Source organism: Ornithinimicrobium ciconiae (assembly GCF_007197575.1).
Classification (GTDB): Bacteria; Actinomycetota; Actinomycetes; order Actinomycetales; family Dermatophilaceae; genus Ornithinicoccus; species Ornithinicoccus ciconiae.
In genome coordinates this window covers 2,066,014-2,092,670 of record NZ_CP041616.1, presented here as the reverse complement: position 1 = coordinate 2,092,670, position 26,657 = coordinate 2,066,014, and the positions used below count along the sequence as shown (strand labels likewise).

Below are 26,657 nucleotides of genomic sequence, written 5' to 3'. Positions count from 1 at the left end.
CCCAGCCACCGGGTATGCCGTCACGCCCGTCTGTGGGGATCAGTCGCCCCGACCTCGCGAGTTCGACCTTGACTCTGCGCGCCCGTCGGCGAGAAAGCATGGTCGCAATCGCAAGGTCAGGTGCTGAGCACCTGACGTGCCGCCGCGCGACCGCTGCCGATGCACGCGGGGATGCCGACGCCGTCATAGGCGGCGCCCGCCACGGCCAGTCCGGGACAGGCAGCGACGCCTGCCTTCACGGTGGCCACCAGGTCGAGGTGGCCCACGGCATACTGCGGCAGTCCGCCGCCCCACCGCCGCACGTGACGGGCCACGGGGGTCGGGAGCGCCGACCCGATGGCCAGGCTGAGATCCGCCAGGGCGCGGTCCAGCAGCACCGGGTCCGGATGCTGCAGGGAGGCCTCCTCACGATGGCGACCGACCGACGCCCGCAGGAGCACGACGTCCTCGCCGTCCAGTCCGGCCCCGACGCCGTGCGCGCGCACCCAGTCCCACTTGGCGGCGCTGAACGTCGCAGCCTTGATGAACCGGCCGTCACGCGGTGGCACGAGGAAGCCCGAACCGTTCAGCGTCGGCAACTCCGAGGCAGCGAACGCGAAGGTCAGCACCGCCATCGACGCCGTCTCGACAATGCTGAGCGCACCCGAGGCCTCTGGTGCCACGTCGCGGAGCAGTCGCGCAGCCGGGGCCGGCGGCAGTGCCAGGACGACCCGGTCCGCCTCGTGCACCTCGGGGCTGGGCACCGGACCGCTGACCACCTGCCAGCCCTGATCGGTCCGGTGCAGCTCCCGGACGATGGTGCCGCTGCGCACCACGACCCCGCGCTCGGTCAACCGCTCCACCAGTGCTGCCGGGAGCTGGTGAAGGCCGCCCTCGAGCCCGGCGAAGACGGGTGGGCGGGGGCTGGCGCTCTCCGTCGGGGGTGCGGGCACGGCGCGGGCAGCCGTCGACACCAGTGACTCCCCCGCCCGGGCGGCCGTCAACAGCGCCGGAGCGGCGGCCGCGGCAGAGATCCGGCGGGCGTGCCCGGCATACACCCCTCCGAGGAGTGGCTCGACCAGGCGGTCCACGACAGCGTCACCGAGCCGGGCGGCCACCAACTCGCCGACCGAGATGTCCTGGGCTGCAACTGGATCGGGCACCTCTGCGCTGATCCTGGCAATCTCTTGCGGGGTCAGCAGACTGCCGAGGTCGGCGGGGTCGGCCGGCACGCCCAGCAGGGTCTGGCGCGGGATGGGGTGGAGCTCGCCGCGGCTCCAGATCGCGGCGCTGGCACCGGTCGGGTGGACGAGTCGTTCGCCGAGCCCCACCTCCGCGATCAGGTCCAGGGCCTCGGTGCGGCGCGCCAGGACCGACTCAGCACCCACGTCGACGCCGACGCCGCTCACGCGCGCTCCACGCAGCTTGCCGCCCGGCCGGTCGGAGGCGTCCAGGACCGTCACCTCGGCTGCCGGGACGTGCTGCACCAGCTCCCACGCCGCTGCCAGACCACTGATGCCGCCGCCGATCACGAGATACCGCACGGTGTTACCCAATCACGTCCGAACAGAGACCCGATCGTGACCCCTGCAGCGGAACTCTGGGCAAGGATCAGGGGTCCCACCAGGGTGCTCAACCACCCGGCGGCACACCCAGCGTCAGTCGCGCCCGCCGGCGCTCAGTGATCAAGGAGATCGAGTATGTCGCTTCCCACCCGACCCCGTGGACGACTGGCGGCCGCCGCGAGTGCCGTCGCCCTGACCCTGCTTCTGGCCACCGGCTGCTCAACGAGCTCCGGTGACGAGGGCGCGGACCTGCAGGAGCCCGCCTCGGAGATGAGCGATAGCGCCATGGACGGTGGTGACGCAGGCGCGGCTGACGACTCCGGTGGGGAGGAGGGCAGGGGTGGTCTCGGCGCGGGCGAGCAGGCCGAGCAGGTGACGCAGGCCCTGCCCGAGGGGCGGATGATCGCGCGCGACGCCACCCTGAGCGTTGCGGTGGAGGACGTCGACCGGGCCGCGGCCGAGGTGCGGGCGGCTGCGGCGGCTGCCGAGGGGTGGGTGGTCAGCGAGGACGTTGCACCGGACACTGACCCAGACACCTATGACGGCTATGCCGTGCTGGTGATCTCGGTGCCGAGCACGAAGCTGGACAGCACGCTGACCGCCATCGGTCCCATCGGTCAGGTCACTGAGAGCACCTTGACCAGCGAGGACGTGACAGCGCAGTTCACCGACACCACCGCGCGGATCGCGACCCTCGAGTCGAGCATCACCCGGCTGCGGGGTCTGATGGAGGACGCGACCGGCATCGACGACATCGTCGCCCTCGAGCGCGAGCTCGCGCAGCGGGAGGCCGACCTGGACGCCCTCAAGGGTCTGGCCGAGGGTCTGGAGAACGACGTCCAACGCTCCAGCATCACGGTCACCCTGCGCGAGGCCGACCCCGCCGCTCCGGTGGAGGAGCCAGACAAGGCCAGCACGGGCTTCGCCGCGGGTCTGGACAGCGGGTGGCAGGCGTTCCTGGGAGCCGTGACCTTCGTGCTCACCGCCATCGGCGCCCTGCTCCCGTTCATCATCGTCGCGGCCATCATCGCGGTCCCCGTGCTCTGGTGGCGCCGGCGGCGTGCGGTGAACGCGGGGAACAGTCGGGACCGGTCTCCCGACCCAGCCCCGACCCACACCGAGTAGGACCGCAGCAACCGCACGCGTCCCCGAAAGTGCGCCGGCTCACCCCTCTCACCAGGGGAATTGACAATCAGGCCAGACGGCGGATGATTGCCAACTGTGCTGCGCTGGATCGTCGCCCTAGGACGGCCACGCACAGCCTCTGTCGGCACACGGGCGCCCGTGTCGCCGGCCCGGCTGATCACGGGGGCCTTCGCTCTCGCGGTGATCGTCGGCACCCTCCTGCTGCTCCTGCCGATCTCTCGGGCACCGGGCACTCCCCCGGATGTGATGGTCGCTGCGTTCACGACCGTGTCGGCGGTCTGCGTCACCGGCCTGACGACGGTGGACACCGCGACCTACTGGACCGGCTTCGGGCAGGTCGTCATCCTCGCCCTCATCCAGGTCGGCGGGCTCGGGGTGATGGCCCTGGCGACCCTGCTGACCCTCGCCGTGCGAGGCAGGCTCGGGCTGCGCACCACCCTGGTCGCGCAGGCAGACACACACTCCACGTCGCTCGGAGACGTCCGGGTCGTGCTGGGCCGCATGGTCATCCTGATGCTGTCCATCGAGACGGTCGTCGCCATCGGGCTCACCCTGCGCTTCCGCGCCGCCTACGACGACGACTGGGGCAGCGCCCTGTGGCACGGCATCTTTCACGCTGGCTCGGCCTTCAACAACGCGGGCTTTGCCCTGTTCAGCACGAATCTCATGGGCATGGTCACCGACATCTGGATCATCGGACCCATCTGCCTCGCCATCGTCCTGGGCGGCCTGGGCTTCCCCGTGCTGCGCGAGCTCTGGCACCGCTGGCGGTCTCCACGACGCTGGAGTCTGCACACCACGCTGACCGTATGGGGCACGGTCGCGCTGCTGGTCCTGGGCATCGCCCTGTTCTGGATCGTCGAGGGCCTTCCCGGTGGCACGTTGGACGGCCTGAGTCCCGGAGGGCAGGCTGTTGGCGCCCTCGGAGGCGGCGTCTTTCCACGCACCGCGGGGTTCAACAGCGTCGACTACGGCCAGGTCCGGGACGAGACCGAGGCGATCACGACCGGGCTGATGTTCATCGGTGGTGGCAGCGCCGGCACCGCCGGTGGCATCAAGATCACGACCTTCCTCATCCTGTTCGCCGTGATCGCTGCGGAGATTCGCGGCCAATCCGACGTGACCATCGGCCGTCGCCGGGTCGGCACCGACGTGCAGCGACAGGCACTGACCGTCGCCCTGCTCGCCGTGGGTCTGGTGGCGGTCGCCACCGTCATCACCCTCGCTGTGACCTCTCTGCCCGTGTTCGATGTCATATTTGAGGTGGTCTCCGCGTTCGCCACGGTGGGCCTGTCGACGGGCATCACGCCGGACCTGCCGGTCGCCGCCCAGCTGGTTCTGATGGCCCTGATGTTTATCGGCCGGGTCGGCAGCATCACGGTCGCCTCAGCCCTGGCTCTCAACACCCGCACCCGCCGTTACCGCTATCCCGAGGAGCGCCCCATTGTTGGCTAGAAACCGGACCGCACGGCCCACCGTCCTCATCATCGGCCTCGGGCGGTTCGGCTCCGCTGTCGCCGAGACCCTCGTGAACCAGGACGTGGAGGTGCTGTGCGTCGACGAGGACGCCGAGCGGGTCCAGCACTTCGCAGGGCAGTTCACCCACACCGTCCAGGCCGACGCCACCGACGGCGATGCCATGCGCCAGCTGGGCGTCGGGCAGTTCGACAGGGCGGTCGTCGCGATCGGCAACGACATCGAGGCCAGCGTGCTGGCGGTCATCACCCTGGTCGAGGCCGGGGTCGAGCAGATCTGGGCCAAGGCGATCACCCGCAAGCACGGCAAGATCCTGGACAGGATCGGCGCGACCCACGTGATCTATCCCGAGCTGATGATGGGCCAGCGCGTCGGCCACATGGTGACCGGCCTGATGAACGACTACATCGAGTTCGAGGGCGGCTATGCCATCGCTCGCACCTATGCACCGCCGGAGACTTGGGCCAAGACCCTGGGCGAGTCCGCGATCCGCACCCGCCACCGCATCACCGTCGTCGGTGTCAAGCGGCCTGGGGACAGCTTCACCTACGCCCTACCGGACACCCCGGTCGCCCGCGGTGACGAGCTGATCGTCGCTGGCACCATCCCCGACGTCGAGCGGTTTAGCAGCCTGCAGGCACGGCGCCACGAACGGCCCTAGGCACGCACCGGCCACGCACCGCTGCCGGCTCAGCCCACCCGCTCACGCAGCCAGGTGATGTCGGCGCCCTGCTCCTGGGCCCCGCCCGGGGTCTCCACGACGGCCGGGGCGTCGGCGGCGCGCACCACCTCAGCCACCGCGTCACCGGCGATCAGGCCAGAGCCGAGGTTGGTGTGCCGGTCGGCACCGGAGTCGAAGGCGTCGCGGGAGTCGTTGGCGTGGACCAGGTCGATCCGCCCGGTGATCGCCCGCACCCTGTCGACGACGTCGCTGAGATCGATGCCGCCAGCGTGGGCGTGACAGGTGTCCAGGCAGAAGCCGACGGTGTCGCCGCCCTCGGCCTGGCCGATCGCCTCCCACAGCCGGTCGAGCGCCTCGAGCCGGCGAGCCATCGCGTTGTCGCCGCCCGCGGTGTTCTCGATGAGCACCGGGATCGGCATGTCGAGGCCGTCGATGCACTTGCGCCAGTTGTCGAAGCCCTTGGCAGCGTCCTCGTCGACCCCGAGGTGCCCGCCGTGCACCACGATCCCCTTGGCACCGATCTGCGCCGCGGCGGTGACGTGCTGCTGGAGCAGCTTGCGCCCGGGGATGCGGATCCGGTTGTTGAGCGAGGCGACATTGATGGGATAGGGGGCGTGGACATACAGATCCACGCCCGCCTGCTCAGCCGCAGCCTTCAGCGCGGCCGGCCCCCCGGCATACTCCACCACGGGTCCCTTGTAACTCTGCGGGTCGCCCAGGAAGAACTGGACCGCGTCCGCGCCACGGGCCTGTGCCTCGGCGATCGGGTCGGTCTGTCCCACGTGTGCGCCAATCGGGTGTGCCATGGCTCTACCGTAGGCGCCCCCACCGACGGATACCGACGGCCCGTGCCTCATGATGGCTCAGTGACACCCCCCATCGACCCCGCTGAGCCGCGCTCCGTCCTCGGCCTGCAGCGCATGACGCCACGCCAGCAACTCCGGGCCGGACGACTCCCCCACCGGCTGATCCAGCTCGCTATCGGCCTGGTCCTCTTCGGGCTGTCCATGGCGATCGTGATCCGGGCCGGCCTGGGGATGATCCCCTGGGACGTCTTCCACTACGGCGTGGCCACGCACGTGCCGCTGAGCTTTGGCACGATCACGATCATCGTCGCCCTCTGCGTGCTGCTGCTGTGGATCCCGCTGCGGGAGATGCCGGGCGTGGGGACGGTGGCCAACGCGATCGTGGTCGGTCTCGCGGCCGACGCCGGGCTCAGGATCTTCAGCGAGCCGGAGCCGCTCGTGCTGCAGATCCTCATGATGGTGGCCGGCATCGTGCTCAACGCCTTCTCCACCGCGATGTATATCGGCGCTCAGCTCGGACCTGGGCCGCGTGACGGCCTGATGACCGGCCTGGCGCACCGCACCCGCTTCAGCGTGCGATCCATCCGCACCGCCATCGAGGTCGCGGTCGTCGCCAGCGGGTGGCTTCTGGGCGGTCTCGTGGGGCTCGGCACAGTCCTCTTCGCGCTGACGATCGGCCCCCTGACGCAGCTCTTCCTCCCGCCGCTGGTCGTCAAGGTCAACCCGCCCGCTCGCGACTGACGGGGCGGTCAGCCGAGCGAGTGCACCAGCTCGACCACCCGGGTCAGCACGCTCGGGTCGGTGTCCGGCAGGACGCCGTGGCCCAGGTTGAAGATGTGTCCCGGGGCGGCACGCCCCTCCTCCACGATCTCGATGACCCGGGCCTCGATGACCGGCCACGGAGCAAACAGCAGCGCAGGATCAAGGTTGCCCTGGACGGCATACGCCCCGCCTGTGCGCTGGACCGCGTCGGTGAGGGATAGGCGATAGTCCACGCCGATCACCTCCGTCCCCGCAGCAGCCATGTCGGCCAGGAGCTCGCCGGTGCCGACACCGAAGTGGATCCGCGGAACCTGGCCCGCGACCGTCTCCAGCACCGCGCGTGAGTGCGGTTCGACGAAACGCAGATAGTCCGTGCGCGGCAGTGCCCCCACCCAGGAGTCGAACACCTGGACCGCGGAGGCCCCGGCGTCGATCTGCACCTGCAGGAAGGTGCCGGCGATCTGCGCCAGACGTGCGCACAGGTCGTGCCACAGCTCGGGGTCCCCGTGCATCAGCGCCTTGGTGCGCTGGTGCGTCTTGGACGGACCACCCTCGACCAGATAGCTCGCCAGCGTGAAGGGGGCACCCGTGAAGCCGATGAGCGGTGTCGGACCCAGCTCCGCGACGAGCGAGCCGACGGCCTCGGTGATGTAAGGCACGTGCTCGGGAGTCAGCGCCGGGAGCCGGTCCAGGTCAGCGCGGGTCGCGAACGGCTCGGCCACCACGGGACCGGTGCCCGCCACGATGTCCAGGTCGACGCCGATGGCCTTGAGCGGGACGACGATGTCGCTGAACAGGATCGCGGCGTCCACCCCGTGCCGGCGCACGGGCTGCAGGGTGATCTCGGTGACCAGGTCGGGCATCGCGCACGACTCGAGCATCGGGATGCCCTCGCGGACCTTCTTGTACTCCGGCAGTGACCGACCCGCCTGCCGCATGAACCAGACGGGGGTATGCCGTGCCCTGCCGCCCCGCGCGGCGGTGACCAGAGCGCTGTGGCGAGGGTCGGCGCTGGCGGTCGTGTCGGCATTCGGCGGGGTGTCAGGGGTGTGGGTGGGGCTCCCGGCGGGGACGGGGTCCGGGGTCGGCTGCGCGATGGGATGGGTGGTCACGATCCCCGATCCTGTCATGCGTCCGCGCGTCGTCGGCGTGGCCTGCCGGGACATGTCGGTGGGCGCCCCTACTCTGAACGAGTGGTGAGCCGCATTCAGTCCCGGCCGCGCAAGGCGTCCGGAGGTGAGATCGTGCGCGACGAATCGACCTTCGCTCAGGCGCTGGCGTCCGTGCACGCTGCTGTGCTGCGCCCGGAGGTCCTCATCGAAGAGGTCCCGGCGCCGACCCGGTTGGCCCCCTCGGCGCTGGCACTCTCCGGCGAGGTGATCCCCAGCCGCAACGCGGACGACGAGCCGATCGCGACCGGACGCTTCGTCCTGCTGCACGACCCGGAGGAGCCGGAGCCGTGGGAGGGCCCCTGGCGGGTCGTCACCTATGCCAAGGCCGCCGTCGAGCCCGAGGTGGGCCACGATCCCTATGTCGGACGCGTCGGCTGGTCCTGGTTGACCGACGCCCTGGACGCCCGTGACCTGCAGTGGGGCGCCGAGGCGGGGGCAGTGACCTGTGTTCTCAGCGAGAGTTTTGGGGCGCTCTCTGATCGGGAGCCGACGGTGGAGATGGAAATCCGCGCGTCCTGGACCCCGCTCGACGGGCGGATCGACCGACATCTCCAGGCGTGGGGTGACCTGTTGTGCACGGTCGCTGGGCTGCCGCCGCTGCCCGAAGGGGTCGTCGCACTCCCCCAGCGACGATAAGGTCGCCTCCCGATGGCAGACTCCCCGGACGTGCATCCCACCTTTATCGAACCCGCCGACGGATCGGCCTCTGACCACCAGGAGCTCACCGATGTTGCCGACGCCGCTCCGGACGTTGAGGAGCTGACCGAGCCCTCCGGCGGTGTCCCCCCGGTGACCAGCGACGCGGGAGCCCTGGACGAGGTCGTCACCGCTCTCGCTGGCGGACAGGGACCGGTCGCGGTGGATGCCGAGCGGGCCTCTGGGTACCGCTATGGCCAGCGGGCTTATCTGGTCCAGCTGCGCCGGCAGGGAGCCGGCAGTGTCCTGATCGACCCCGTCGCCCTGCCCGACCTCGGGGCAGTCAACGACGCGCTGCACGGTGTCGAGTGGGTGCTCCACGCGGCCACCCAGGACATCCCCTGCCTGGCTGAGGTGGGACTGAGGCCCTCGACCCTGTTTGACACAGAGCTCGGTGCCCGGCTGGCCGGGCGACCCAAGGTGGGTCTGGCCGCCGTGTTGGAGCACTATCTCGGCGTCACCCTGGCCAAGGAGCACTCCGCGGTCGACTGGTCGACCCGGCCTCTGCCTGAGCCCTGGTTGCTCTATGCCACGCTCGATGTCGAGCTCCTCATCGAGCTGCGGGACGCCGTGGCGGCCGACCTTGAGCAGCAGGGCAAGACGGAGTGGGCGCTCCAGGAGTTTGCCGCCGAGGTGGAGTTCACCGGTCACCAGCCGCGGCAGGACCCGTGGCGGCGCACGTCGGGGATGCACAAGGTGCGCAATCGCCGGGTCGCTGCCCAGGTGCGTGCACTCTGGCAGGTCCGCGACCAGATCGCCCAGCAGCGGGACACCGCTCCGGGGCGGGTTCTTCCTGATGCGACCCTGGTGGACCTGGCCGTCCGTCAGCCGCGCACTCCTGCTGATCTGACCTCCCAGCGCTCGGTGGAAGCCGGCAGGTCTCGGCAGCGCCGGGCCCACCAGGGGCTTGCTCGCTATCAGCGCCAGTGGCTCGACGCCATCAGCGCCACCGCCAGCCTGCCTGAGGACGAGCTGCCGGAGATTGCCCGGCGCAGTGACGCCCCGCCGCCCGCGCGGGCCTGGGTGGACCGCGATCCGGCGGCTGCTGCGCGGCTGGCCCACGCCCGGGAGTCGATCGCTGCCCTCTCCGAGAAGGTGACCGTCCCGGTCGAGAACCTCCTCACCCCCGACACGCTGCGTCGGGTGCTGTGGAAGCCACCGGAGAGCTTCGACACCGACTCCGTGGACGCGGCCCTCGCTCAGCACGGGGCGCGACAGTGGCAGCGTGAACTCGTCGGTCCCCTCGTGGCGGAGGCCCTGCAGGCCGAGCCCGAGCAGGAGTAGCCGCACGCACAAGGGACCGCTCCGGCAACGGGCACAGGCCGTGGCGCGCCCGCATAGACTTATCTCATATGTGATCTACAGTGGTCGGATGACTGAGAGCTACCTGTCCCGTATCGGCGCCCTGATCCGTGACGCCCGCCGCCACAAGGACCTCACCCAGGCCGAGCTGGCGGCTCTGCTCAACACCAGTCAGTCCGCGGTTGCCCGCATCGAGCAGGGCAAGCAGAACCTTTCCCTGGAGATGCTGGCGCGCATCGGCGAGAGCCTTGACTCCGAGATCGTCTCCGTGGGCAGCTCACTGCCCCAGAACCTGCGGATCAACGGCGGCAAGCGTCTCTCGGGCGAGATCGACGTGCGCACCTCCAAGAATGCCGCCGTCGCGCTGCTGTGCGCCGCGCTGCTCAACAAGGGCCGCACCACCCTGCGCAACCTGGCCCGCATCGAGGAGGTCAACCGCATCGTCGAGGTGCTCACCAGCATCGGTTTCAAGATCCGTTGGCTCCCGGACTCATCCGACCTGGAGATCAACCCCCCGGCCACCATCAACCTGGGCTCGATCGACGAGGCAGCCGCACGCCGCACCCGCACCATCATCATGTTCCTCGGTCCGCTCATGCACGAGCTGGACGAGTTCGAACTCCCCTATGCCGGCGGCTGCGACCTGGGCACCCGCACGGTTGAGCCGCACATGGTCGCCCTGCGGCACTTCGGCATTGACGTGACCGCCACGATGGGCAGCTATCACGTGACCATCGACCGTGAGAAGGCACCACAGCGTCCGATCGTGCTGACCGAGCGCGGCGACACCGTGACTGAGAACGTCCTGCTCGCGGCCGCCCGCCACCCAGGCACCACCGTGATCCGCAACGCCTCCTCCAACTACATGGTCCAGGACCTGTGCGTCTTCCTCCAGCAGTTGGGTGTCACGATCGAGGGGCTCGGCACCACCACGCTCACCGTCACCGGTGTCGAGTCGATCAACCAGGACATCGAGTACTCACCCTCCGAGGACCCCATCGAGGCGATGAGCCTGCTCGCCGCCGGCGTGGTCACCGGAAGCGAGATCACGATCAAGCGAGTCCCGATCGAGTTCATGGAGATCGAGCTGGCTGTCCTCGACACGATGGGTCTGCGCTACGAACTCTCCGAGGAGTACCTCTCCGCCAACGGCCACACCCGTCTCGTCGATCTGCGCACGATTCCGGGCCCGCTCAAGGCCCCCCTCGACAAGATCCACCCACTGCCTTTCCCCGGTCTCAACATCGACAACCTGCCCTTCTTCGCGATCATCGCCGCGATGGCGGAGGGTTCGACGCTGATCCACGACTGGGTCTATGAGAACCGCGCGATCTACCTCACGGAGCTGACCACCCTCGGCGCCAAGGTGCACCTGATGGACCCGCACCGCGTCATGGTCGAGGGCCCGACGAAGTGGCGCGCCGGGGAGATCATGTGCCCGCCGGCCCTGCGCCCCGGCGTCGTGATCCTGCTCGCGATGCTCGCCGCTCCCGGCGAGTCCGTGCTCCGCAACGTCTACGTCATCCACCGCGGCTACGAGGACCTGGCCACCCGCCTCAACAACCTCGGCGCCGACATCCAGACCTTCCGCGACATCTAACCCATGCTCGGGGGGCGTGAGCCGCAGTTCCACCTCGTCGGCCAGGTTCCCCTCGATGGTGATGTTGCTCATGATGGATGTTCTGGGCAGCGCCAGTCGGTGTAGACGAATTCGTCTACACCGACTATGCTGGTGAGATGGGCGAAACGACGACGATCCGTATCAGTCGGGACACACACGCGCGGGTGACTCGACTGGCGGCCCAGCGGCACGAGACGATTGACCAGACCGTGGGCAAAGCGATCCGAGCGTTACGCCAGGACGCCATGGCTCGAGACCTTGCGGCGGCCCTGACCGACGAAGAGGCTGAGTGGCTGGATGCTGACGCCGGGTGATGTCGTCCAGCTTGATCTCGGTATGCCTTCCGGCAGTGAGGCGGGACTTCGGCGACCTGCCATCGTCGTGACTGCGCGTCGGGTCCTGAGGGGGGAACCGAACGTCATTCAAGTCGTGCCCCTGACCCGGACGATCCGTCAGAGCAGCGCCGAGGTAATCATCGACCCCGACGAGGGAAATCAACTGGCGGCACCCTCGTCGGCGCAGTGCCAACATGTGCGCTCCGTCGCCACGGCGCGCATCCACGAGCGCGCAGGAAACGTAGGCCCGGTCGTCCTCGGCGAGGTCCGCGAGACGCTGGCGCTACTCATGGATCTGTAACTCACCAGACGCACTCAATTGCCGAGCGTCGCGCGGTCACAAATGCAGATGGAGGCGCAGCGCTTCGTCGACCGCAGCCATGACGCGAGGCGGAACTCGGCCCACGGCAGAGCCAACTTGCCCAACGGCGACCGAACGCATTTGCTCAGCCTGGGCTTTGGATTTCACCGCGCAGCATCCGTGAGCCCGTCCGAGGAGGCTGCGGCCCACGCGTCTTCATCCCCTGCGACAGCCCACTCCTCCCAGGCGGCGGCATACGCGGCCTCCAGTTGTGGGTCCTGCAAGCGACGGATGGCCTGCCGGATGACAGCTGACCTCGACTCGAGGCCGGCTTGCTCGACATACCGGTCGAGGGCCGCGAGGTCCCCCTCGCTCAGACTCACACTCACCTTCATACACCCCATGCTGCTCGGGCAGGACCGCAATTGCTACCCCAGTAGCATCGTCCGGATGTGCCGCTGGCCGGCCGCGCAGAGCAGGCTCGTCGACTCCTGACCATCGACGGCGCTCACCTGACCCAAGCGCTGCGAAAGCATGCGGGCAGCGCGCACGATGACCGACGCGGTCGCCTTCTGCTTCAGTCGGAGAAGCCCGGCGTCACGGCATACGACATCGGTCGGTAGCGTCTCGAGTTCATGGAGATCGAGCTGGCTGTCCTCGACACGATGGGTCTGCGCTACGAACTCTCCGAGGAGTACCTCTCCGCCAACGGCCACACCCGTCTCGTGGATCTGCGCACGATTCCGGGCCCGCTCAAGGCCCCCCTCGACAAGATCCACCCACTGCCCTTCCCAGGGCTCAACATCGACAACCTGCCCTTCTTTGCGATCATCGCGGCGATGGCGGAGGGTTCGACGCTGATCCACGACTGGGTCTATGAGAACCGCGCGATCTACCTCACGGAGCTGACCACCCTGGGCGCCAAGGTGCACCTGATGGACCCGCACCGCGTCATGGTCGAGGGCCCGACGAAGTGGCGCGCCGGCGAAATCATGTGCCCGCCCGCCCTGCGCCCCGGCGCCGACATCCAGACCTTCCGCGACATCTGACCCATTTTGGGCAGGGGGTTCGAGTTACTTCACCGACCCGGCCAGCACGCCCTGCTCGAAGTAGCGCTGGAACGAGAAGAAGACCACCAACGGCACCACCAGAGACAGGAAGGCACCGGTGGCCAGCACGTCGATGTTGGACCCGAACTGCCTGGTCTGTGACTGCAGCGCCACCGTCAGCGGCGCCGCCGAGCTGTCGGCGAAGACGAGCGCGACGAGCATGTCGTTCCACACCCACAGGAACTGGAAGATCCCCAGCGAGGCGATCGCCGGCAGGCCGAGCGGCAGGGCGACGCTGCGGAAGATGCGCCACTCCCCCGCTCCGTCCAGCCGCGCCGCCTCCATCAGTTCCAGGGGGATGCCGGCAAAGAAGTTGCGCAGCAGGAACACCGCGAACGGCAGACCAAACGCGACGTGGAACAGGATCACCGAGATGCGTGAGCCATAGATGCCCACGTCACCGAAGAGGTTGGCGACCGGGATCAGCGCCACCTGCACCGGCACGACCAGCAACCCGACGATGACGATAAACAGCCAGTCCCGCCCAGGGAACTTCATCCACGCAAACGCGTAGGACGCCAGGGACGCCAGTAGCACCACGAGCAGGGTGGCGGGGACGGTGATCCAGACCGTGTTGAAGAAGGCGTTGACCATGCCGTCGTTGTTGAGCATCTTCTGGTAGTTGTCAACGGTCAGTTGCGCCGGCCGGGTCAGCGCCGTCCACCAGCCCGTGGTGTTGTTGTCCTGCGCCGTGCGCAACGAGGCGACGAACAGCCCGATCGTCGGCATCAGCCAGAAGACCGCGATCAGGGCCAGCACGACCGAGACCACGCCCCGGCCCAGGAACTCGCTGACACGTGATCCGACGCTCGGTTTGCGCACCGCGGGGGTCGACCTCTCCTTGAGGTCGACGTCCTCGGGCAGTGCGGCGGCACCGCCGCCGGTGGCCACACTCATAGTTGCTCCTGCCGGAAGCGACGGATGTTGAAGAGCATTGCCGGCAGGACGAGCAGGAAGAGGAAGACGCCGAGCGCACTGCCCATCCCGAAGTCCTGTGCGCCGCCGAACGACACAGCCCACATCTGCACCGCGATGACGTTGGCCGCCGGGGCCGACGAGCCGGGCGCAATGATGTAGATCAGGTCAAAGATCTTGAGCACGTTGATGATCATCGTCACGAGGACCACCGTGAGCACCGGTGCCAGCAGCGGCACGGTGATCAACCGGAAGACCTGCCACTCGTTGGCCCCGTCGATGCGCGCCGCCTCCAGGGCGTCGCGCGGGATTGACGACAGGCCGGCACCGATGAGGACCATCGCAAAGCCTGCCCACATCCAGACGTATGCCGTGATGATCGAGGGCGTGACCAGTCCGGGGCCGAGCCACGAGACCCCCCGGAACGGTGGGGCGAAGTTCTCCGCCGGCAGCACGATCTGGACAGCGCCGGAGTCGAGTCCCTCCAGGGTGAACTGGCCGCTGTCATCGGTCAGGGTGTCCGCCACCACCTCACCGTCGCGGACCGCCTGGACCACGACGCCAGGCAGCGCCGCCTCTCCGTCGTCGATCTCACCGGGTGTCCCGCCCCCTCCGCGCACGAAGTCGAACCACACCGTGCCGGTGACCGTGTCCGCCGCAGCCTCCCCGGGTGGGGCGGCCACTGTGGGGTCCTCCGGGAGCGTGTCGGCTCCCACGCCGACGAGCGGGATCTGCAGGACGGTGCCCGGCTCCACCTGCGCGGCGGAGGCAAACCCGCCGGCGTCTGCGGCAGGCAGTGCGCCGGCGTCCCGGGGGCGCGCGCCTGGATACTGCGACGAGTCGTTGAAGATGTCATGCACGCTGGTCACGATGGCGTTGGCCAGGCCGCGGTTGGGGTCCTCCTCATAGACCACCCGGAAGATGATGCCGGCGGCCAGGAACGAGATCGCCATCGGCATGAAGACGACCAGCTTGAACGCCGTGCCCCACCGGATCCGCTCGGTCAGCACCGCAAAGATCAGCCCGAGCACGGTCACCAGGATCGGCGCGACGATCACCCAGATCAGGTTGTTCTTCAGCGCGGTGAAAGTGTCCGGGTCGGTGAAGATCCGCTGGTAGTTGCCCAGCCCGATGAACGACTTGCCCGTGCGGTCGAACAGGCTGCGCCACATCGAGTAGACGATGGGCCACAGCACCAGGGCCAGCAGCACGGCCGACGCGGGGGCCAGGAAGACCCAGGCCAGCCAGCGCCCCTCCTGAGATGGCCGAGAGCGCGGTCGGGTGCGGGTTGACCCCGCCCCCGACCGCGTCCCGGTCGTGGTGTCAGTCACGCGTATGCCGTTCGCTCACCTGCGAAGGTCAGCGCCCGTAGGCCTCGCTCGCGTTGGCCTCCAGACTGTCCATCGTGCCCTGGACGTCCGTCGGGTCACTCAGGAAGTCGGTCAGGTCCTGCCACATGCCGGCACCGGGGGTGCCACCGAACGCCGACGGCATCTGGTCGGACATGTCGAAGCGGAACGCGTCGCCCGCCGCGATCAGGCCCTCGGCGATCCCCATCGACAGCTCATCGGGATAGAGCGAGGTGTCCACGCTCTTGTTGGGCGAGGTGAAGCCACCCTCGGCCACCCAGATCTCGGCCGCCTCCGGGGAGGCGAGGTAGGCCATCAGGGCCATCGTGGCCTCGGTGTCGGTGAAGGCCACCGCGACGTCTCCGCCACCGACCACGGCCGGTGCGTCACCCACAGCCGGGAACGGGAAGAAGTTGGCGTCCTCCCCCACGACCGCGTCGGTCTCACCGCTGATCACGCCGGCTACGAAGTCACCCTCGTAGACCATCGCGGCATCACCGCTGCTGAAGACCGTCGTCACCGAGGTGGGGAAGTCGTTCTGGAGGGCGCCGGGGACCACGAACCCGTCCGCGCCCCAGATCTCCGCCAGGGTGTTGAGGGCCTCCTCGACCGAGGGGTCAGTCCAGGGGATCTCGTGGTTGGTCAGCTGGTCATACATCTCTGCGCCCGCCTGGGACAGATAGACGTTCTCGAACCAGTCGGTCAGCGTCCAGCCGTCGGCACCGGCGATCGACCAGGGCGTCAGGCCGGAGTCGGAGATCGTCTGCGAGGCGGTCACCAGGTCGTCCCAGGTCGCCGGCGCGGTGACACCGGCAGCGTCCAGCGCCTCCACGTCATACCAGACCGTCGACTTGTTGGCGGCCTTGAACCACACGCCATAGAGCTCGCCGTCGACGCTGCCGAGGTCCTTCCAGACCGCGTCGTAGTTGGCGTCGATGTTGGCCTCGACGTCGCTGGTCAGCGGCTGCAGGGCGTCCTGGCCAGCGAACTCCGAGAGCAGTCCGGGCTGGGGCAGCATGGCGACGTCCGGCGGGTTGCCACCGGCTACGCGCGGTGTCAGCACCGGGGCGATGTCGTCACCGGTGGAGGTGTACTGGATGGTGGCGCCGGTCTCCTGCTCGAAGGCGTCCAGCACGAGGTTGAACCGCTCCTCCTCCGTGCCGGTCCACACGGCCGCGACCTCGAGCTCCTCGCCCGACAGGTCAGGAAGTGCCAGACCGCCCTCCTCCGGGGCGGTGGTCTCCTGCGCGTCGTCCCCGGTGGCGGTGTCGTCGCCGGTGTCAGCAGGGGGCTCCTCGCTGGTGTCCTCCGCCGCCGTGTCATCCTCGGCCGGGGTGTCGGTGGCCGTGTCGCCTCCGCACGCGGCCAGGGCAAGCACCATGGCGATGGCCTACACGATTCCGATAGATCTCTTCACAATGAACTCCTTCGAAGGGTGATCCTGCGGTACCTCCCAACGTAGCCACCTTTGCCCGACCTGAGGTCACGTTCGCGCAACATTCACCGCGGATGTGCCGTCGGCTAACGTGCCCGGTGTGAGCCACACCGCATATCTCGAGCACGAGGGTCCCATCCCGCTCGCGCACCGGGGTTTCGACCTGCACGGTCTCGAGAACTCGATGAAGGCCTTCCAGTCAGCCATCGACCTGGGCTTTCAGTATCTCGAGACGGACGTCCACGCGACCTCCGACGGTGTGCTGGTGGCCTTTCACGACGCGACTCTGGACCGTACGACCGACCATGCCGGCGAGATAGCCCGGATGCCGTGGTCGCAGGTCTCTGAAGCGAAGATCGGTGGGACCGAGCAGATCCCGCTGTTGGAGCAGATGCTGCACGCTTGGCCCACGGCCCGGTTCAACATTGACATCAAGGCTCCGGCGGCAATCGGCCCCCTCGTCAGGGTCATCGAACGGGCGAGAGCGCATGACCGGGTGTGTGTCACGTCCTTCTCCGACGTTCGACGTCGCGCGGCCCTGAGTCGGCTCACCCGGCCGGTCGTGACATCCGCCGGGCAGACCCGGACGGCACAGTTCCGTCTGGCGACCCTGGCTCGGGGCAGGGGCCAGAGACTGGTCTCGGCAACCCTGCGCGACGCGGATGGCCTACAGGTGCCGGTCAGCCACCAAGGCATCCCCGTGGTGACCGCAGCGACCGTCGCCGCCGCTCACGCGGCGGACAAGTTCGTGCACGTGTGGACGGTCAACGACCCAACGCAGATGCACCAGCTGCTCGATCTCGGAGTCGATGGACTGGTCACGGATCGGGCGGACCTGCTCAAGAAGGTCCTCCAGGAGCGCGGCCTCTGGAGCTGACCCGCACCCAGCACCTGGCAGACCATCAGCAGAACACCTGGCAGACCATCAGCAGAACACCTGGCAGACCATCAGCAGAAGGAGTTCGGGTAGCCATGCGTCACTGGGAGTTCCGGCGGACCTCCCGTGGGGGCGCAAGCGCGATCAGAGTGACTCCGGACTCGGCCACGTCCGTGTCCTCGGTGAGCACCGAGGCACTGGTGCCGTCGTGCGTGAACATCAGCACCGCATCCGGGTTGCGCTCCAGATAGTCCTGGAGGGTGAACGCCTCGGTCAGCGTCGTGCGGCGCACACTCATCCCCGCCGCAACCCGCTCCTCCAACTGCTCGTAGGTCAGAGCCGGGTGGAAGGGCGCCCGAGCGGAGACATGGTCCGCGCTCTGGCTGCGTGCCGTCGTCGTGCTGGCACCCCGCGTCTTCGCCTTGGCGCGCGTGCCGTGCGCGCTGGTGTCAGCACTCCTCGGTCCCCCAGCGGGCGCCTTCCGGTCAGCACCCCCGGCGCCACCACTGCTCTCACTCCCCTCCCCATCCGTCGGCCGCGCGTCCTGCCGACGCAACTGAAAGACGTGGGCGCGTCCGAGCGTGTGCGTGAACTCCCGTGCCGCGGTGCCATTGGTGCCATCGTCGTCCGTCGCTGCCAGGAAACTGCCGATGCCCGCCAGATCGAGATCGTTGATGGCGTAGTCGGACAGGATGTTGGTGCGCTCCGTGCGCACACCCGCCATCCGGGCCTGCTGCAGCTCCCTCGACTCCTGACTCACCAGGATCGTGGGCACGCCGAGCTCTCCCAAGGCACCTGCAGCCTGACGCACCCACGTCTGCGAGCCGGCGAAGACAACGCCCTGCGGATTGGTCGTGGCCAGTCCCAACCGCTCCGCCAGACGCCCCACACCCAGGCCGTAGACAGCGACGCTGACCACGATCGTGACGAAGACCAACGGCACCATCGACTCTGCTCCTTGAGCCAGCCTGGTGAGGGCCTCGGTCCGGCTTCCCTGGGCCGTCTCGGCAGCATGCTCCAGCTCCAGGGCGAAGATGCTGGTCACGGCCGCGGCGACGATGCCTCGTGGGGCCATGCCGGACAGCAGCAGGCGTTCCTTGCGGGTCGTCTCCGTCCCCATCAGGCCGAGCCAGATGCTGACCGGCCGCACCACCAGGATGAGCAGCGCCGCAAAGGGCAGCGCCATCGGCAGCACGTCCCGGACCTGCTCGGGCGAGATCCGCCCGGCCAGGATGACAAAGAGCACCCCGATCAGCAGCACCTGCAGGTGCTCGTAGAACTCCTTGACGTGCTCCAGATGCAGGTGCGGGCGGTTGCCGAGCACGATGCCCAGGACCGTCACGGTGAGCAGGCCACTCTCCGACTGGATCAGGTTGGACCCCACCAGGGCCCCCGCGGCCACCGCCATGAAGAGGGTGCCGTGCAGATAGTCCGGCACGAGGTGGCGGCGCATCACTACCTCGATCAGCACGGCCAGCACGACCGTGAAGCCAAGCGCCACCCCGACCGAGATGAGCAGGGTGAGCAGGGCGGTGCCAAAGGCGTCCTCCCGGTTGCCCACGAGCACCGCCTGATAGACCAGCACCGCCAGGATCGCCCCGATCGGGTCGACGACGATGCCCTCCCAGCGCAACAGCGAGGAGATCCGGCGGGTGGGGCGCAACTGGCGCAGGATCGGGTTGATCACCGTCGGACCGGTGACCACCAGGATCGCGCCCACCAGGAGCGCGAGCTGCAGGTCCAGCCCCACCACCCAGCCGGCCGCGGTGATCATCGCCCAGGCGAGCAGGACCGTGACGGTGCTCAGCCGCACCACCGGCCGGCCGAGATCGCGCACGTGCGCCAGCCGCAGGGACATGCTCCCCTCAAAGAGGATGATGCCGACGGCGAGCGTCACGCCGGCAAAGAGCACGTCGCGTCCCAGCACCTCATCGGGACTCACCACGATGCCACCGAGGAACCCGACCACGAGCAGCACCAGGATCGAGGGCACCCGGACCGCCCAGGCAAACCACTGAGCCAGCGCCCCGACGACCAGGACCACCGCGAGATAGACGACGGGTTCCACTGACTTCCCCTGTATGTCGGACGGTCCGGGCAGCGCGATCGTCACCGCCGCGGGGTGGGCCCGACGGCGTGCGACGGGTGCCATACGCTACGTTCCGGCCGCTCCAGACTCAAGACGAGGGGGCTGGAGGACCGAGACGACCGGTCGGCACGTCCGACCACCAGGACCGACCCACGGCAGGAGGCGCATGCAGTCAGCGAAGGCTTCCTTCGTCCTGCCCCGACCGGTCGCCATCATCGGGTCCGTCGTGGTGCTGACCCCGCTCATGGCGATGCTGGCCGTCGCACTGACGATGCTCACCCGGATGCTCGTGGAGCGCGAGCAGGAGCCTGATCTGCACCTGCCCACCTTCTGGGTGTGGTTTGCCCTCTGTATGGCGGGCATCGCGGTGCCGATCCTGATCCACGAGATCCGCGGGCCGAGACACAAGAAGGGCGACCTTCCGGCCGGCGCCCGGGTCTGGCTGACCTTCCTGCGTGAGGAGGCCGGCCCGGTCACGCAGGTCTCGCTCCAGCTGCCCGAGGCCGCCAGCCCGGATGTCACCCTGGTGCGGGCTCACGAGCTGGAGCCGAGTGATGTCCCGCTGCTCGACGAGCTCACCGATGTCGATCGGAGGCTGGCCATCGGCTCCGACGACAACTACGAGCTGACCGCCCGCGGGATCGCCGCCCTCACCGCCTCGCAGGGCACGCTGCGGTCGATCGTCGACGAACTGTTGGCTCGCCCGTCCCAGGGCGGGGCAGAGGCCGGGCAGCTGGAGCCCGTCGCTGGGGATCCGGACATCGGCGCTGGTGACGCCGATGTGGCAGCCGCGCCAGTGTCGGCCGGCTCCGACCACGGCGAGAGCCAGCCAGGATCGCCGGCGCTCACCGTCCCGCACGGCCCGGCACGCCGGACGCTCGCCCGGGTGGGGTGGGTGCTGATCGCCGTCCTGGTCGGGCTCGTGGTCCTGCTGCTGGTCTGGCGGGGCGTCAGTGACGCCGGCGTCGGGCCGGACATCGATGACCACGAGTGGGCGGTCTCCCTCGGCGCAGGATCGGCCCTCGTCGGCCCCTTCCTGATCTGGGGCTGGTTCGGCCTGCTGCACCTGGTGACCCTGCTCGAGTCCCGGTCCCTGTCACGACCCATCGCCGCCCAGGCCCGCGAGAACTTCTGGTTCTTCGGGCTGTGCAGCGCCTTCGTGATGGTCTTCCTCGGTCTCCTCGTCACGATGGCGGTCTGGATCACCACCGACGGCGCCCTGCCGACGTTGATCTCCGTGGCCGTGACGGGCCTGTTCTGGCTGCTCGGCCAGGTCAGCCTGACGCGGTGGCGGGCGAGCCGGCGCTAGTCGTCACACCCCGTGAAGCGCCACAGCGACGCCTGCCCACCACGGTCGACCAGCTCGAAACCCGGGCGGTCCGTGGAGATGACGTGCAGGCCCTGGGTGGTGTCCTCCCACTTGCCGCCCTCCTCAAAACTGAGGTCGTCGACATAGACGTGGGTCACTCCGAGATCGCGCACCGCCTGGCAGACGTCGGTGTCGAAGTACCAGCGGTTGAACCGTTCGGCCAGCAGGAGCCGCTCGGGCGAGGCCGCGATCGGGGTGAGCTGGGGGAAGACCACCTGCACATCACTGCGGGCCAGCAGGTAGGGCGAGCCGTTGACCGGCTCCCCCAGCACCACAGCATCGTCCGGCAGGGTCTCGGCGGCGCGGTCGATCATCGCCAGCTCGTCCTCCGAGTCGATCATCGTGCCCCAGGCGATCGGCCAGTTGCTGTAGACCGAGGACATCACCTCAACCTGCGACGGCCAGCGCAGCCCGAACGTCGCCAGAGCCACCCCGACGAGGACCACCGCGGTGGTTCCGGTGATCGACAGACGCCACCGGTCGGCGAGCGTGCGACAGGTCCAGGACAGACCGCCGGCGGCCAGCACGATCATCGGGATGACGAACAGCTGGTTGAGGCGCGAGGCCTGGGTATACCAGAAGCCGGCCAGCGGCCGGAAGATGTTCTCCGGCGGGCCGGCCGCCAGCAGGGTCAGGATCGCCGACGCCGCCAGCGCCACGACCAACCAGCGGGCGTGCTTGCGGGTGATCGTCAGATAGACCCCCACGAACGCCATCGCGGTGATCACCAGGTTGACCGAGGTGACGGAGTAGACGTAGATCAGCGGGTGGTCGATCAGCAGGCTGCCGATGCCCGGGAAGTAGCTCTGCTGACCGCCGCGCTCGTAGTCCACGATGGCCTGCACCGGGGGGAAGTTGATCAGCCAGTAGCCGCCCACCAGGATGGCGAGCACCAGCACCGCCAGCGCCAGACCGACCGGGACCTGGTAGCCGCGCCGCCAGTAGCGCCGCCCCTGCCGGAACAGCAGGACGCCCAGCAGCGGCGCCGCGAGGAGCACCAGAGAGAACAGCCCCGAGCCGTGGGCCAGCACGACACCGGCCGCCGAGGCGGCGAAACCCAGGCCGTGGGCCAGGTGGATCTGCCAGGTCTGGTTGCCCCGCAGCGAGGCGATCATCAGCGCCAGTGCACCGGGCAGACAGGCGACGCTCACCGCGAACGGCCACACGCCGAGCATGGACACCGCGACCGCCGGGAAGGCGACATAGGTCGAGGCGATGATCGGGGTCAGCACCACCGGCAGCGCCCGAGCGGGCCAGACCACACGGCTGAGCGCGACCAGCCCGCACATCCAGACGGCGGTGCCGAGCACGATCGAGGAGGCGTTGGAGGCCTGCGTGACATTGTCGAAGCCTGGGGCGATCGCCACGATCGAGTGCCAGACGGTCGGATAGTACGGTGCGGTCGTCTCGGCATACATCGCCGACAGGGCACCCAGACTGGACGCGTTGCCCGAGTCCTGGATGTGCCACAGCGCGTTGAGGTGATAGACGGCATCCCAGACCTGCAGCGGCATGTCGGCCCGCTTCATGCCGGTCATCATCGCCATCGCGAGCACGGTGGCCGCGACGGTGCCGGTCACGACCAACCAGCCCCGCTCGCTGGTCGCCAGACGTCGCTGACCAGCGATGACCTCGCCGGCCGGATGGGTGGTGGTGCCCAGCAGGCGACCGACCAGCAGCGCCACGAGTATGGCGGCCACGCACCCGCCCAGGAAGGTCACCAGACCCCATCGGATGCCGATGATGTCGTAGCCGATCGCCAGCACTCCGGCCAGGCCGGAGGTCACCCCACCTCCCGCGCCCAGCGCGAGGAGTCCGCGCACCCCGAGGGCACGCAGGAACAGATAGCCCGGCACCAGCCAGAGTCCGGCCATCAGCACGATGCCGGGCAGCACCCCCCACCAGCTCATACGCTGACCGGTTCACCCCCGCCGATGGTCAGCCGGGGCACCCCGGTGAACGCGGCAGGGTCGGTGATGCGCCGGCCGTCCAGCAGCAGCTTCAGGCCCGGCAGGTCGGCCGCCGACAGCTCGGCATACTCCGGGTGGTCGGCCTGGACGATGGCGACGTCCACCGGCTCGCCGGCCTGGCCCGGGGTCCAGTGGTAGGGCTCCCACCCGAACGCCGTCAGCTCCTCGTCGGAGAACATCGGGTCGTGCACCAGCACCCGCGCACCGCGCTCCTGCAGGGCCTCGACGGTGCCGAACACCCCGGAGAAGGCGGTCTCCTTGACCTTGCCGCGGTAGGAGGCTCCGAGCACCACGACGCGCATCCCCTGCAGCGAGCCCAGGAGGGACTCGGCGCGCGCGACGGCATACTCCGGCATGGCGGCGTTGGCCTCGCGTGCGTTGCGCACGACGGTCGCGTCGGGGTCGGTGGACAGATAGAGGCGCGGATAGACCGGGATGCAGTGGCCGCCGACGGCGATGCCGGGCTGGTGGATGTGGCTGTAGGGCTGGGAGTTGCAGGCCTCGATGACCCGCTGCACGTCGATGCCCACGGTGTCGGCATAGCGCGCGAACTGGTTGGCCAGGCCGATGTTGACGTCGCGATAGGTCGTCTCGGCGAGCTTGGCCATCTCGGCCGCCTCGGCGGATCCCATGTCCCAGACGCCGTTCGGGCGCGGCAGGTCGTCCCGCTCGTCAAAGCTCAGGACGGACTCATAGAACTCGATCGCCTGCGCGGTGCCGGCCTCGGTGAGGCCACCGACCAGTTTGGGATAGCGGCGCAGGTCGGCAAAGACCCGCCCGGTGAGCACCCGCTCGGGGCTGAAGACCAGGTGGAAGCCCTCGTCGGACCCCTCGGTGAGGCGGGAGAGCTCCTCGATCATCGGCTTCCACCGGCCGCGGGTGGTGCCCACCGGCAGGGTCGTCTCGTAGGAGATCAGGGTGCCGGGGGTCAGGTGCTGCGCCAGGCTCTTGGTCGCGTCGTCCATCCAGCCGAAGTCCGGCTGACCGTCCGTGTCGACAAACAGGGGGACGACGAGGACGACCGCGTCGGCGCCCGGGATCGCGTCGGCATACTCCGTGGTGGCGCGCAGTCGACCGGCCGGGACCAGCTCGGCCAGCTTCTCGGCCAGGTGGGCCTCCCCCGGGAACGGCTCGGTGCCCTGGTTGACGAGGTCGACCACGGTGGCGTTGACGTCGACGCCGACGACCTCGTGGCTCGGATCGGCGTCGGCGAACTGCACCGCCAACGGCAGGCCGATCTTGCCCAGGGCGACAACGGCGATCTTCATGGTTCTCCTGTGCTCGACAGCTCGGTGCGGGTGCCGGGGTCCAACGTGCTGGTCTGTGCTGGTGTTCCGCAGTAGCGAGGGGTGCTCCCCACGCGTCCGAGTTTAGGCGCCATCACGGATCACTTGTGTCAGGCACTGGCGCGGTGCTGACCCTGTGAGTGCCTGACACAACGGTGCGGTGTCGAACTCTCAGCGCGTGAGCAGCGAGGCCGCCATGAATCGTGGCGGCGCCTCCCGGCGCAGGAGATGACGAAGGTCACGTGTCAACACCGTCCCCGGGGTGCCGTGGCGGCGCCTGGCCTGAGCGCGGCGGATGAGTTCGTCGGCGGGCACGGACAGGTCGAGGATGGCATCCACCACGTCGCGGTCAGCACGGGAGAGGACGTGTGCCGCCCCCGGGGCCGACCGGGCTAGCTGCACGGCGACCGCCCGCAAATCCTCGCGCTCCGCGGCGGTCCAGTGGTCCGGTTCGCTCCGATAGAAGACCGCACCAAACAGGTGGACGCGGATCGCCTTGATCACCACCGCCTCACGCACCGACTGCGGATAGTCGAGGAACCACTGCTGCTCGAGCAGGTGCCGCAGAAACATCAGCTCCCTGCTGATGGGTCGCGGGGCCAGCGTCACCCGGTCTGTCGCGTCCTCACCGATGACGTATGCAGGGCCACGCCGCTGGCAGGCGACCCTCGTCTCGGCCCAGAGCCGGGTGACGTAGGGGACGTCATCACCGACCGGCAGCCCCTCGACCAGCTCCGCACCGAGGCGCTCGCGAGCCTGGGTGGAGACCAGCCCGAGCGGGGCACTGCGATAAGCCAGGCGATCAGCCACGGGGTCGGCACGGCCACGCAGCCAGGGCCGGGTGGGCGGGGTGGGCACCGGGCGGTGGCACTCGCCGATGACGAGCCGGGAGATCACGGTCTCGGCCCCGGTGCGGTCGGCCAGGTCGAGCCAGGCGTCGATGGCGCCGGGCTGGAGTGAGTCGTCGCTGCCCATGATCGAGACGAATTCGCTGCGAGCGGCACGCATGCCAGCGTTGAAGGGGCCCGCAGCAGAGCGGATCCCGTCGTGGTGCTCGAGGAAGCGCACCCGGTCCCGGTGCTGAGCGTCGACGCCGGGTGCGATCTCCTCGCCGCTGATGTTGTGGCAGACGACCGTGACGCCGGTGTGTGGTGCGGCTGGATCCGGACCGGTATTGCCGTCCAGCACGCTGGCCACAGCCCGGCCGACCGGACGGCTCGGCGTGTGGACCGCGATGACGACCTCGACCCTCACCGCCGGCCCCGTCCAGCGCGGTCGTAGGCATCCTGATAGCCGGCGGCTACCGCCGAGACCGAGAACCGTTGCCCCACCGTGTCGGAGATCTGCTGGGCGGTCAGGCTGCGCGTGCGGTCGACAACGGACTCAACGGCGTCGGCATAGGCAGTGGCGTTCTGTGTCGCGACCGTCTGACCGACGCGGGGATCGATGTACTCCCCCTGTCCCCCGGTCGAGCCGACCACCACGGGTCGGCCGGCAACCAGCGCCTCCGCGCACGAGACGAAGAAGTTGTCCCCCCGGGTCGGGCCGAGGAACAGGTGCGCCCGGGCCAACTGATCCAGGACCCCGTCCCGGTCAAGGGACCCGGTCAGCCTGACCCGGTCGGTGATGTCCAGCGCCTCGGCATGCACCCGGATGTCGCCCTCCAGCGGGCCCTGCCCGACGAAGGTGAGCCGTGCGTCATGGCCTCTGACGAGGAGCTCGGCGAGGGTGTCGACCGCCAGCAGCGGGTCCTTGCGCTCGATGAGACCACCGATCGAGACCAGGCGAAGCTTCCGGTCGTCCGCCGGCCTGGGCGGCACCGGGTCGGGCACCGGCACGATGCACGGCACCACCGTGGTCAGCTTGGCACCCCGGACGTCCCGGATCGGGGCCGCCAGGTAGTCGCACACGGCCGTCGCGACATCCGGGCGGCCGAGGAGCGGTTTGAGCACCGGGAGAGCCACCTGCCACGAGCGGGGCAGAGTCTGCGGGGCCGTCAGCCCGGACCAGTGCTCGGTGTGTACCCAGGGCGCACTCGGCCGACGGAACCCGAACGGGAGCAGACTGGAGAACGCCATGGTGTGGACCAGGTCGGCGTGCTCGGCCAGGCCTCGCAGCACACGACCCGCCCGAGCAATCTGACCAGGGTTCGAGGTCGCCATCGGGACCCGGGTGACCGGCAGGGCGCCCACTGAGCCGGCGGCTCCCCCGACGGTGTCCCGCTCCGGCAACCCCTCGGCATACTGCGACGGCGGTACGAGATGCACCAGGCGCACGTCATGCCCGAGCCCGGCGATCGCCTGCGCATCCCGGACCACGAACGCACCGGTCGACGGGCTGGCCGGCGTCGGCAGCCAGGTGGTCACGGCGAGGATGCGCATGGTGCCAAACTATCTCGCCCCCACTGGGCACGCC

24 protein-coding genes and 1 pseudogene are annotated in these 26,657 nt (G+C 69.1%); 12 read left to right on the top strand and 13 right to left on the bottom strand.

What is annotated here, in order from left to right:
* Nucleotides 1–116 precede the first annotated feature (116 nt).
* On the bottom strand, nucleotides 117–1,523 hold the full coding sequence (gene hemG, locus FNH13_RS09510) for a protoporphyrinogen oxidase (RefSeq protein ID WP_228266330.1): 1,407 nt from the start codon (nucleotides 1,521–1,523) through the stop codon (nucleotides 117–119).
* Nucleotides 1,524–1,679: 156 nt separating this feature from the next.
* Here hemG and FNH13_RS09505 point away from each other — a divergent pair, with 156 nt between their 5' ends.
* The 3 genes from FNH13_RS09505 to FNH13_RS09495 all read left to right on the top strand — a co-directional run bounded on the left by FNH13_RS09505 (nucleotide 1,680) and on the right by FNH13_RS09495 (nucleotide 4,827).
* Nucleotides 1,680–2,669 (top strand): DUF4349 domain-containing protein, encoded by a 990-nt coding sequence (locus FNH13_RS09505; RefSeq protein ID WP_143783222.1) that lies wholly within the window; start codon nucleotides 1,680–1,682, stop codon nucleotides 2,667–2,669.
* Nucleotides 2,670–2,828: 159 nt separating this feature from the next.
* Nucleotides 2,829–4,145 (top strand): TrkH family potassium uptake protein, encoded by a 1,317-nt coding sequence (locus FNH13_RS09500; protein ID WP_143783221.1) that lies wholly within the window; start codon nucleotides 2,829–2,831, stop codon nucleotides 4,143–4,145.
* Nucleotides 4,138–4,827, top strand: coding sequence for a potassium channel family protein (locus FNH13_RS09495; protein WP_143783220.1), 690 nt, complete (start codon nucleotides 4,138–4,140; stop codon nucleotides 4,825–4,827). The genes FNH13_RS09500 and FNH13_RS09495 overlap by 8 nt, the downstream gene beginning before the upstream one ends.
* Before the next feature lie 29 nt (nucleotides 4,828–4,856).
* Here the strand turns inward: FNH13_RS09495 and FNH13_RS09490 are convergent, their stop codons facing one another.
* Nucleotides 4,857–5,654: a deoxyribonuclease IV gene (locus FNH13_RS09490; RefSeq protein ID WP_143783219.1), complete on the bottom strand. Its 798-nt coding sequence runs from the start codon at nucleotides 5,652–5,654 to the stop codon at nucleotides 4,857–4,859.
* A gap of 60 nt (nucleotides 5,655–5,714) precedes the next feature.
* On the opposite strand from FNH13_RS09490, the gene yczE reads away from it, so the two are divergent.
* Nucleotides 5,715–6,395, top strand: coding sequence for a membrane protein YczE (yczE, locus tag FNH13_RS19045; protein WP_165700073.1), 681 nt, complete (start codon nucleotides 5,715–5,717; stop codon nucleotides 6,393–6,395).
* An 8-nt stretch (nucleotides 6,396–6,403) separates the two neighbouring features.
* Here the strand turns inward: yczE and hemE are convergent, their stop codons facing one another.
* Nucleotides 6,404–7,546: a uroporphyrinogen decarboxylase gene (gene hemE, locus FNH13_RS09480; protein WP_143783218.1), complete on the bottom strand. Its 1,143-nt coding sequence runs from the start codon at nucleotides 7,544–7,546 to the stop codon at nucleotides 6,404–6,406.
* A 66-nt stretch (nucleotides 7,547–7,612) separates the two neighbouring features.
* Here hemE and FNH13_RS09475 point away from each other — a divergent pair, with 66 nt between their 5' ends.
* From FNH13_RS09475 to FNH13_RS09455, 5 genes are all read left to right on the top strand, one after another.
* A complete protein-coding gene (locus tag FNH13_RS09475) occupies nucleotides 7,613–8,224 on the top strand; it encodes a DUF3000 domain-containing protein (protein ID WP_321169188.1) in 612 nt (203 codons plus the stop codon).
* Nucleotides 8,225–8,236: 12 nt separating this feature from the next.
* Nucleotides 8,237–9,568 (top strand): HRDC domain-containing protein, encoded by a 1,332-nt coding sequence (locus FNH13_RS09470; RefSeq protein WP_143783216.1) that lies wholly within the window; start codon nucleotides 8,237–8,239, stop codon nucleotides 9,566–9,568.
* An 88-nt stretch (nucleotides 9,569–9,656) separates the two neighbouring features.
* Nucleotides 9,657–11,186, top strand: coding sequence for a helix-turn-helix domain-containing protein (locus tag FNH13_RS09465; protein WP_143783215.1), 1,530 nt, complete (start codon nucleotides 9,657–9,659; stop codon nucleotides 11,184–11,186).
* Nucleotides 11,187–11,323: 137 nt separating this feature from the next.
* On the top strand, nucleotides 11,324–11,521 hold the full coding sequence (locus FNH13_RS09460) for a hypothetical protein (RefSeq protein WP_143783214.1): 198 nt from the start codon (nucleotides 11,324–11,326) through the stop codon (nucleotides 11,519–11,521).
* Nucleotides 11,505–11,843, top strand: coding sequence for a type II toxin-antitoxin system PemK/MazF family toxin (locus FNH13_RS09455; protein ID WP_143783213.1), 339 nt, complete (start codon nucleotides 11,505–11,507; stop codon nucleotides 11,841–11,843). The genes FNH13_RS09460 and FNH13_RS09455 overlap by 17 nt, the downstream gene beginning before the upstream one ends.
* Nucleotides 11,844–11,879: 36 nt before the next feature.
* On the opposite strand, the gene FNH13_RS09450 is transcribed toward FNH13_RS09455, so the two are convergent.
* Nucleotides 11,880–12,011: a type II toxin-antitoxin system PemK/MazF family toxin gene (locus tag FNH13_RS09450; RefSeq protein ID WP_228266328.1), complete on the bottom strand. Its 132-nt coding sequence runs from the start codon at nucleotides 12,009–12,011 to the stop codon at nucleotides 11,880–11,882.
* Entirely contained in the window at nucleotides 12,008–12,238 is a 231-nt protein-coding gene (locus FNH13_RS09445) for a ribbon-helix-helix domain-containing protein (protein WP_143783212.1), read from the bottom strand. The genes FNH13_RS09450 and FNH13_RS09445 overlap by 4 nt, the downstream gene beginning before the upstream one ends.
* A 231-nt stretch (nucleotides 12,239–12,469) precedes the next feature.
* Here FNH13_RS09445 and FNH13_RS09440 point away from each other — a divergent pair.
* Nucleotides 12,470–12,862, top strand: a pseudogene (locus FNH13_RS09440) (UDP-N-acetylglucosamine 1-carboxyvinyltransferase); the annotation flags it as partial.
* Nucleotides 12,863–12,916: 54 nt separating this feature from the next.
* Here FNH13_RS09440 and FNH13_RS09435 read toward each other — a convergent pair.
* From FNH13_RS09435 to FNH13_RS09425, 3 genes are read right to left on the bottom strand one after another with little or no spacing between them, the layout of a single operon-like run.
* Entirely contained in the window at nucleotides 12,917–13,849 is a 933-nt protein-coding gene (locus FNH13_RS09435) for a carbohydrate ABC transporter permease (protein ID WP_143783211.1), read from the bottom strand.
* The gene (locus FNH13_RS09430; protein WP_202878739.1) at nucleotides 13,846–15,198 is read right to left on the bottom strand and encodes an ABC transporter permease subunit; all 1,353 of its coding nucleotides are present in this window, start codon (nucleotides 15,196–15,198) and stop codon (nucleotides 13,846–13,848) included. The genes FNH13_RS09435 and FNH13_RS09430 overlap by 4 nt, the downstream gene beginning before the upstream one ends.
* 28 nt (nucleotides 15,199–15,226) lie before the next feature.
* Nucleotides 15,227–16,597 (bottom strand): ABC transporter substrate-binding protein, encoded by a 1,371-nt coding sequence (locus tag FNH13_RS09425; RefSeq protein WP_143783210.1) that lies wholly within the window; start codon nucleotides 16,595–16,597, stop codon nucleotides 15,227–15,229.
* Nucleotides 16,598–16,751: 154 nt separating this feature from the next.
* Between FNH13_RS09425 and FNH13_RS09420 the strand changes: the two genes are divergently transcribed.
* Complete coding sequence (locus FNH13_RS09420; protein WP_228266327.1) at nucleotides 16,752–17,528, top strand: glycerophosphodiester phosphodiesterase; 777 nt, start codon at nucleotides 16,752–16,754, stop codon at nucleotides 17,526–17,528.
* Nucleotides 17,529–17,628: 100 nt separating this feature from the next.
* Here FNH13_RS09420 and FNH13_RS09415 read toward each other — a convergent pair whose 3' ends face one another.
* Nucleotides 17,629–19,680, bottom strand: a complete 2,052-nt coding sequence (locus tag FNH13_RS09415) for a cation:proton antiporter (protein WP_228266326.1) — start codon at nucleotides 19,678–19,680, stop codon at nucleotides 17,629–17,631.
* 103 nt (nucleotides 19,681–19,783) lie between these two features.
* On the opposite strand from FNH13_RS09415, the gene FNH13_RS09410 reads away from it, so the two are divergent.
* Complete coding sequence (locus FNH13_RS09410; RefSeq protein WP_143783209.1) at nucleotides 19,784–20,926, top strand: hypothetical protein; 1,143 nt, start codon at nucleotides 19,784–19,786, stop codon at nucleotides 20,924–20,926.
* Here FNH13_RS09410 and FNH13_RS09405 read toward each other — a convergent pair.
* The 4 genes from FNH13_RS09405 to FNH13_RS09390 form a co-directional block, all read right to left on the bottom strand.
* Entirely contained in the window at nucleotides 20,923–22,896 is a 1,974-nt protein-coding gene (locus FNH13_RS09405) for a DUF6541 family protein (RefSeq protein WP_143783208.1), read from the bottom strand. The genes FNH13_RS09410 and FNH13_RS09405 overlap by 4 nt on opposite strands.
* On the bottom strand, nucleotides 22,893–24,224 hold the full coding sequence (locus tag FNH13_RS09400; protein WP_143783207.1) for a nucleotide sugar dehydrogenase: 1,332 nt from the start codon (nucleotides 24,222–24,224) through the stop codon (nucleotides 22,893–22,895). Before FNH13_RS09400 ends, FNH13_RS09405 begins: the two co-directional genes overlap by 4 nt.
* Nucleotides 24,225–24,413: 189 nt before the next feature.
* Entirely contained in the window at nucleotides 24,414–25,496 is a 1,083-nt protein-coding gene (locus FNH13_RS09395) for a glycosyltransferase family A protein (RefSeq protein ID WP_143783206.1), read from the bottom strand.
* A complete protein-coding gene (locus FNH13_RS09390; protein ID WP_143783205.1) occupies nucleotides 25,493–26,623 on the bottom strand; it encodes a glycosyltransferase in 1,131 nt (376 codons plus the stop codon). Before FNH13_RS09390 ends, FNH13_RS09395 begins: the two co-directional genes overlap by 4 nt.
* Nucleotides 26,624–26,657 lie beyond the last annotated feature (34 nt).

What these genes read in the sequence shown, in the direction of transcription:
- FNH13_RS09505 (WP_143783222.1), top strand. Translation starts at nt 1,680, where the DNA reads ATGTCGCTTCCCACCCGACCCCGTGGACGACTGGCGGCCGCCGCGAGT.
- FNH13_RS09490 (WP_143783219.1), bottom strand. Translation starts at nt 5,654, where the DNA reads ATGGCACACCCGATTGGCGCACACGTGGGACAGACCGACCCGATCGCC.
- hemE (WP_143783218.1), bottom strand. Translation starts at nt 7,546, where the DNA reads ATGACAGGATCGGGGATCGTGACCACCCATCCCATCGCGCAGCCGACC.
- FNH13_RS09470 (WP_143783216.1), top strand. Translation starts at nt 8,237, where the DNA reads ATGGCAGACTCCCCGGACGTGCATCCCACCTTTATCGAACCCGCCGAC.
- FNH13_RS09465 (WP_143783215.1), top strand. Translation starts at nt 9,657, where the DNA reads ATGACTGAGAGCTACCTGTCCCGTATCGGCGCCCTGATCCGTGACGCC.
- FNH13_RS09460 (WP_143783214.1), top strand. Translation starts at nt 11,324, where the DNA reads ATGGGCGAAACGACGACGATCCGTATCAGTCGGGACACACACGCGCGG.
- FNH13_RS09455 (WP_143783213.1), top strand. Translation starts at nt 11,505, where the DNA reads ATGCTGACGCCGGGTGATGTCGTCCAGCTTGATCTCGGTATGCCTTCC.
- FNH13_RS09445 (WP_143783212.1), bottom strand. Translation starts at nt 12,238, where the DNA reads ATGAAGGTGAGTGTGAGTCTGAGCGAGGGGGACCTCGCGGCCCTCGAC.
- FNH13_RS09435 (WP_143783211.1), bottom strand. Translation starts at nt 13,849, where the DNA reads ATGAGTGTGGCCACCGGCGGCGGTGCCGCCGCACTGCCCGAGGACGTC.
- FNH13_RS09425 (WP_143783210.1), bottom strand. Translation starts at nt 16,597, where the DNA reads ATGGTGCTTGCCCTGGCCGCGTGCGGAGGCGACACGGCCACCGACACC.
- FNH13_RS09415 (WP_228266326.1), bottom strand. Translation starts at nt 19,680, where the DNA reads ATGGCACCCGTCGCACGCCGTCGGGCCCACCCCGCGGCGGTGACGATC.
- FNH13_RS09410 (WP_143783209.1), top strand. Translation starts at nt 19,784, where the DNA reads ATGCAGTCAGCGAAGGCTTCCTTCGTCCTGCCCCGACCGGTCGCCATC.
- FNH13_RS09405 (WP_143783208.1), bottom strand. Translation starts at nt 22,896, where the DNA reads ATGAGCTGGTGGGGGGTGCTGCCCGGCATCGTGCTGATGGCCGGACTC.
- FNH13_RS09400 (WP_143783207.1), bottom strand. Translation starts at nt 24,224, where the DNA reads ATGAAGATCGCCGTTGTCGCCCTGGGCAAGATCGGCCTGCCGTTGGCG.
- FNH13_RS09390 (WP_143783205.1), bottom strand. Translation starts at nt 26,623, where the DNA reads ATGCGCATCCTCGCCGTGACCACCTGGCTGCCGACGCCGGCCAGCCCG.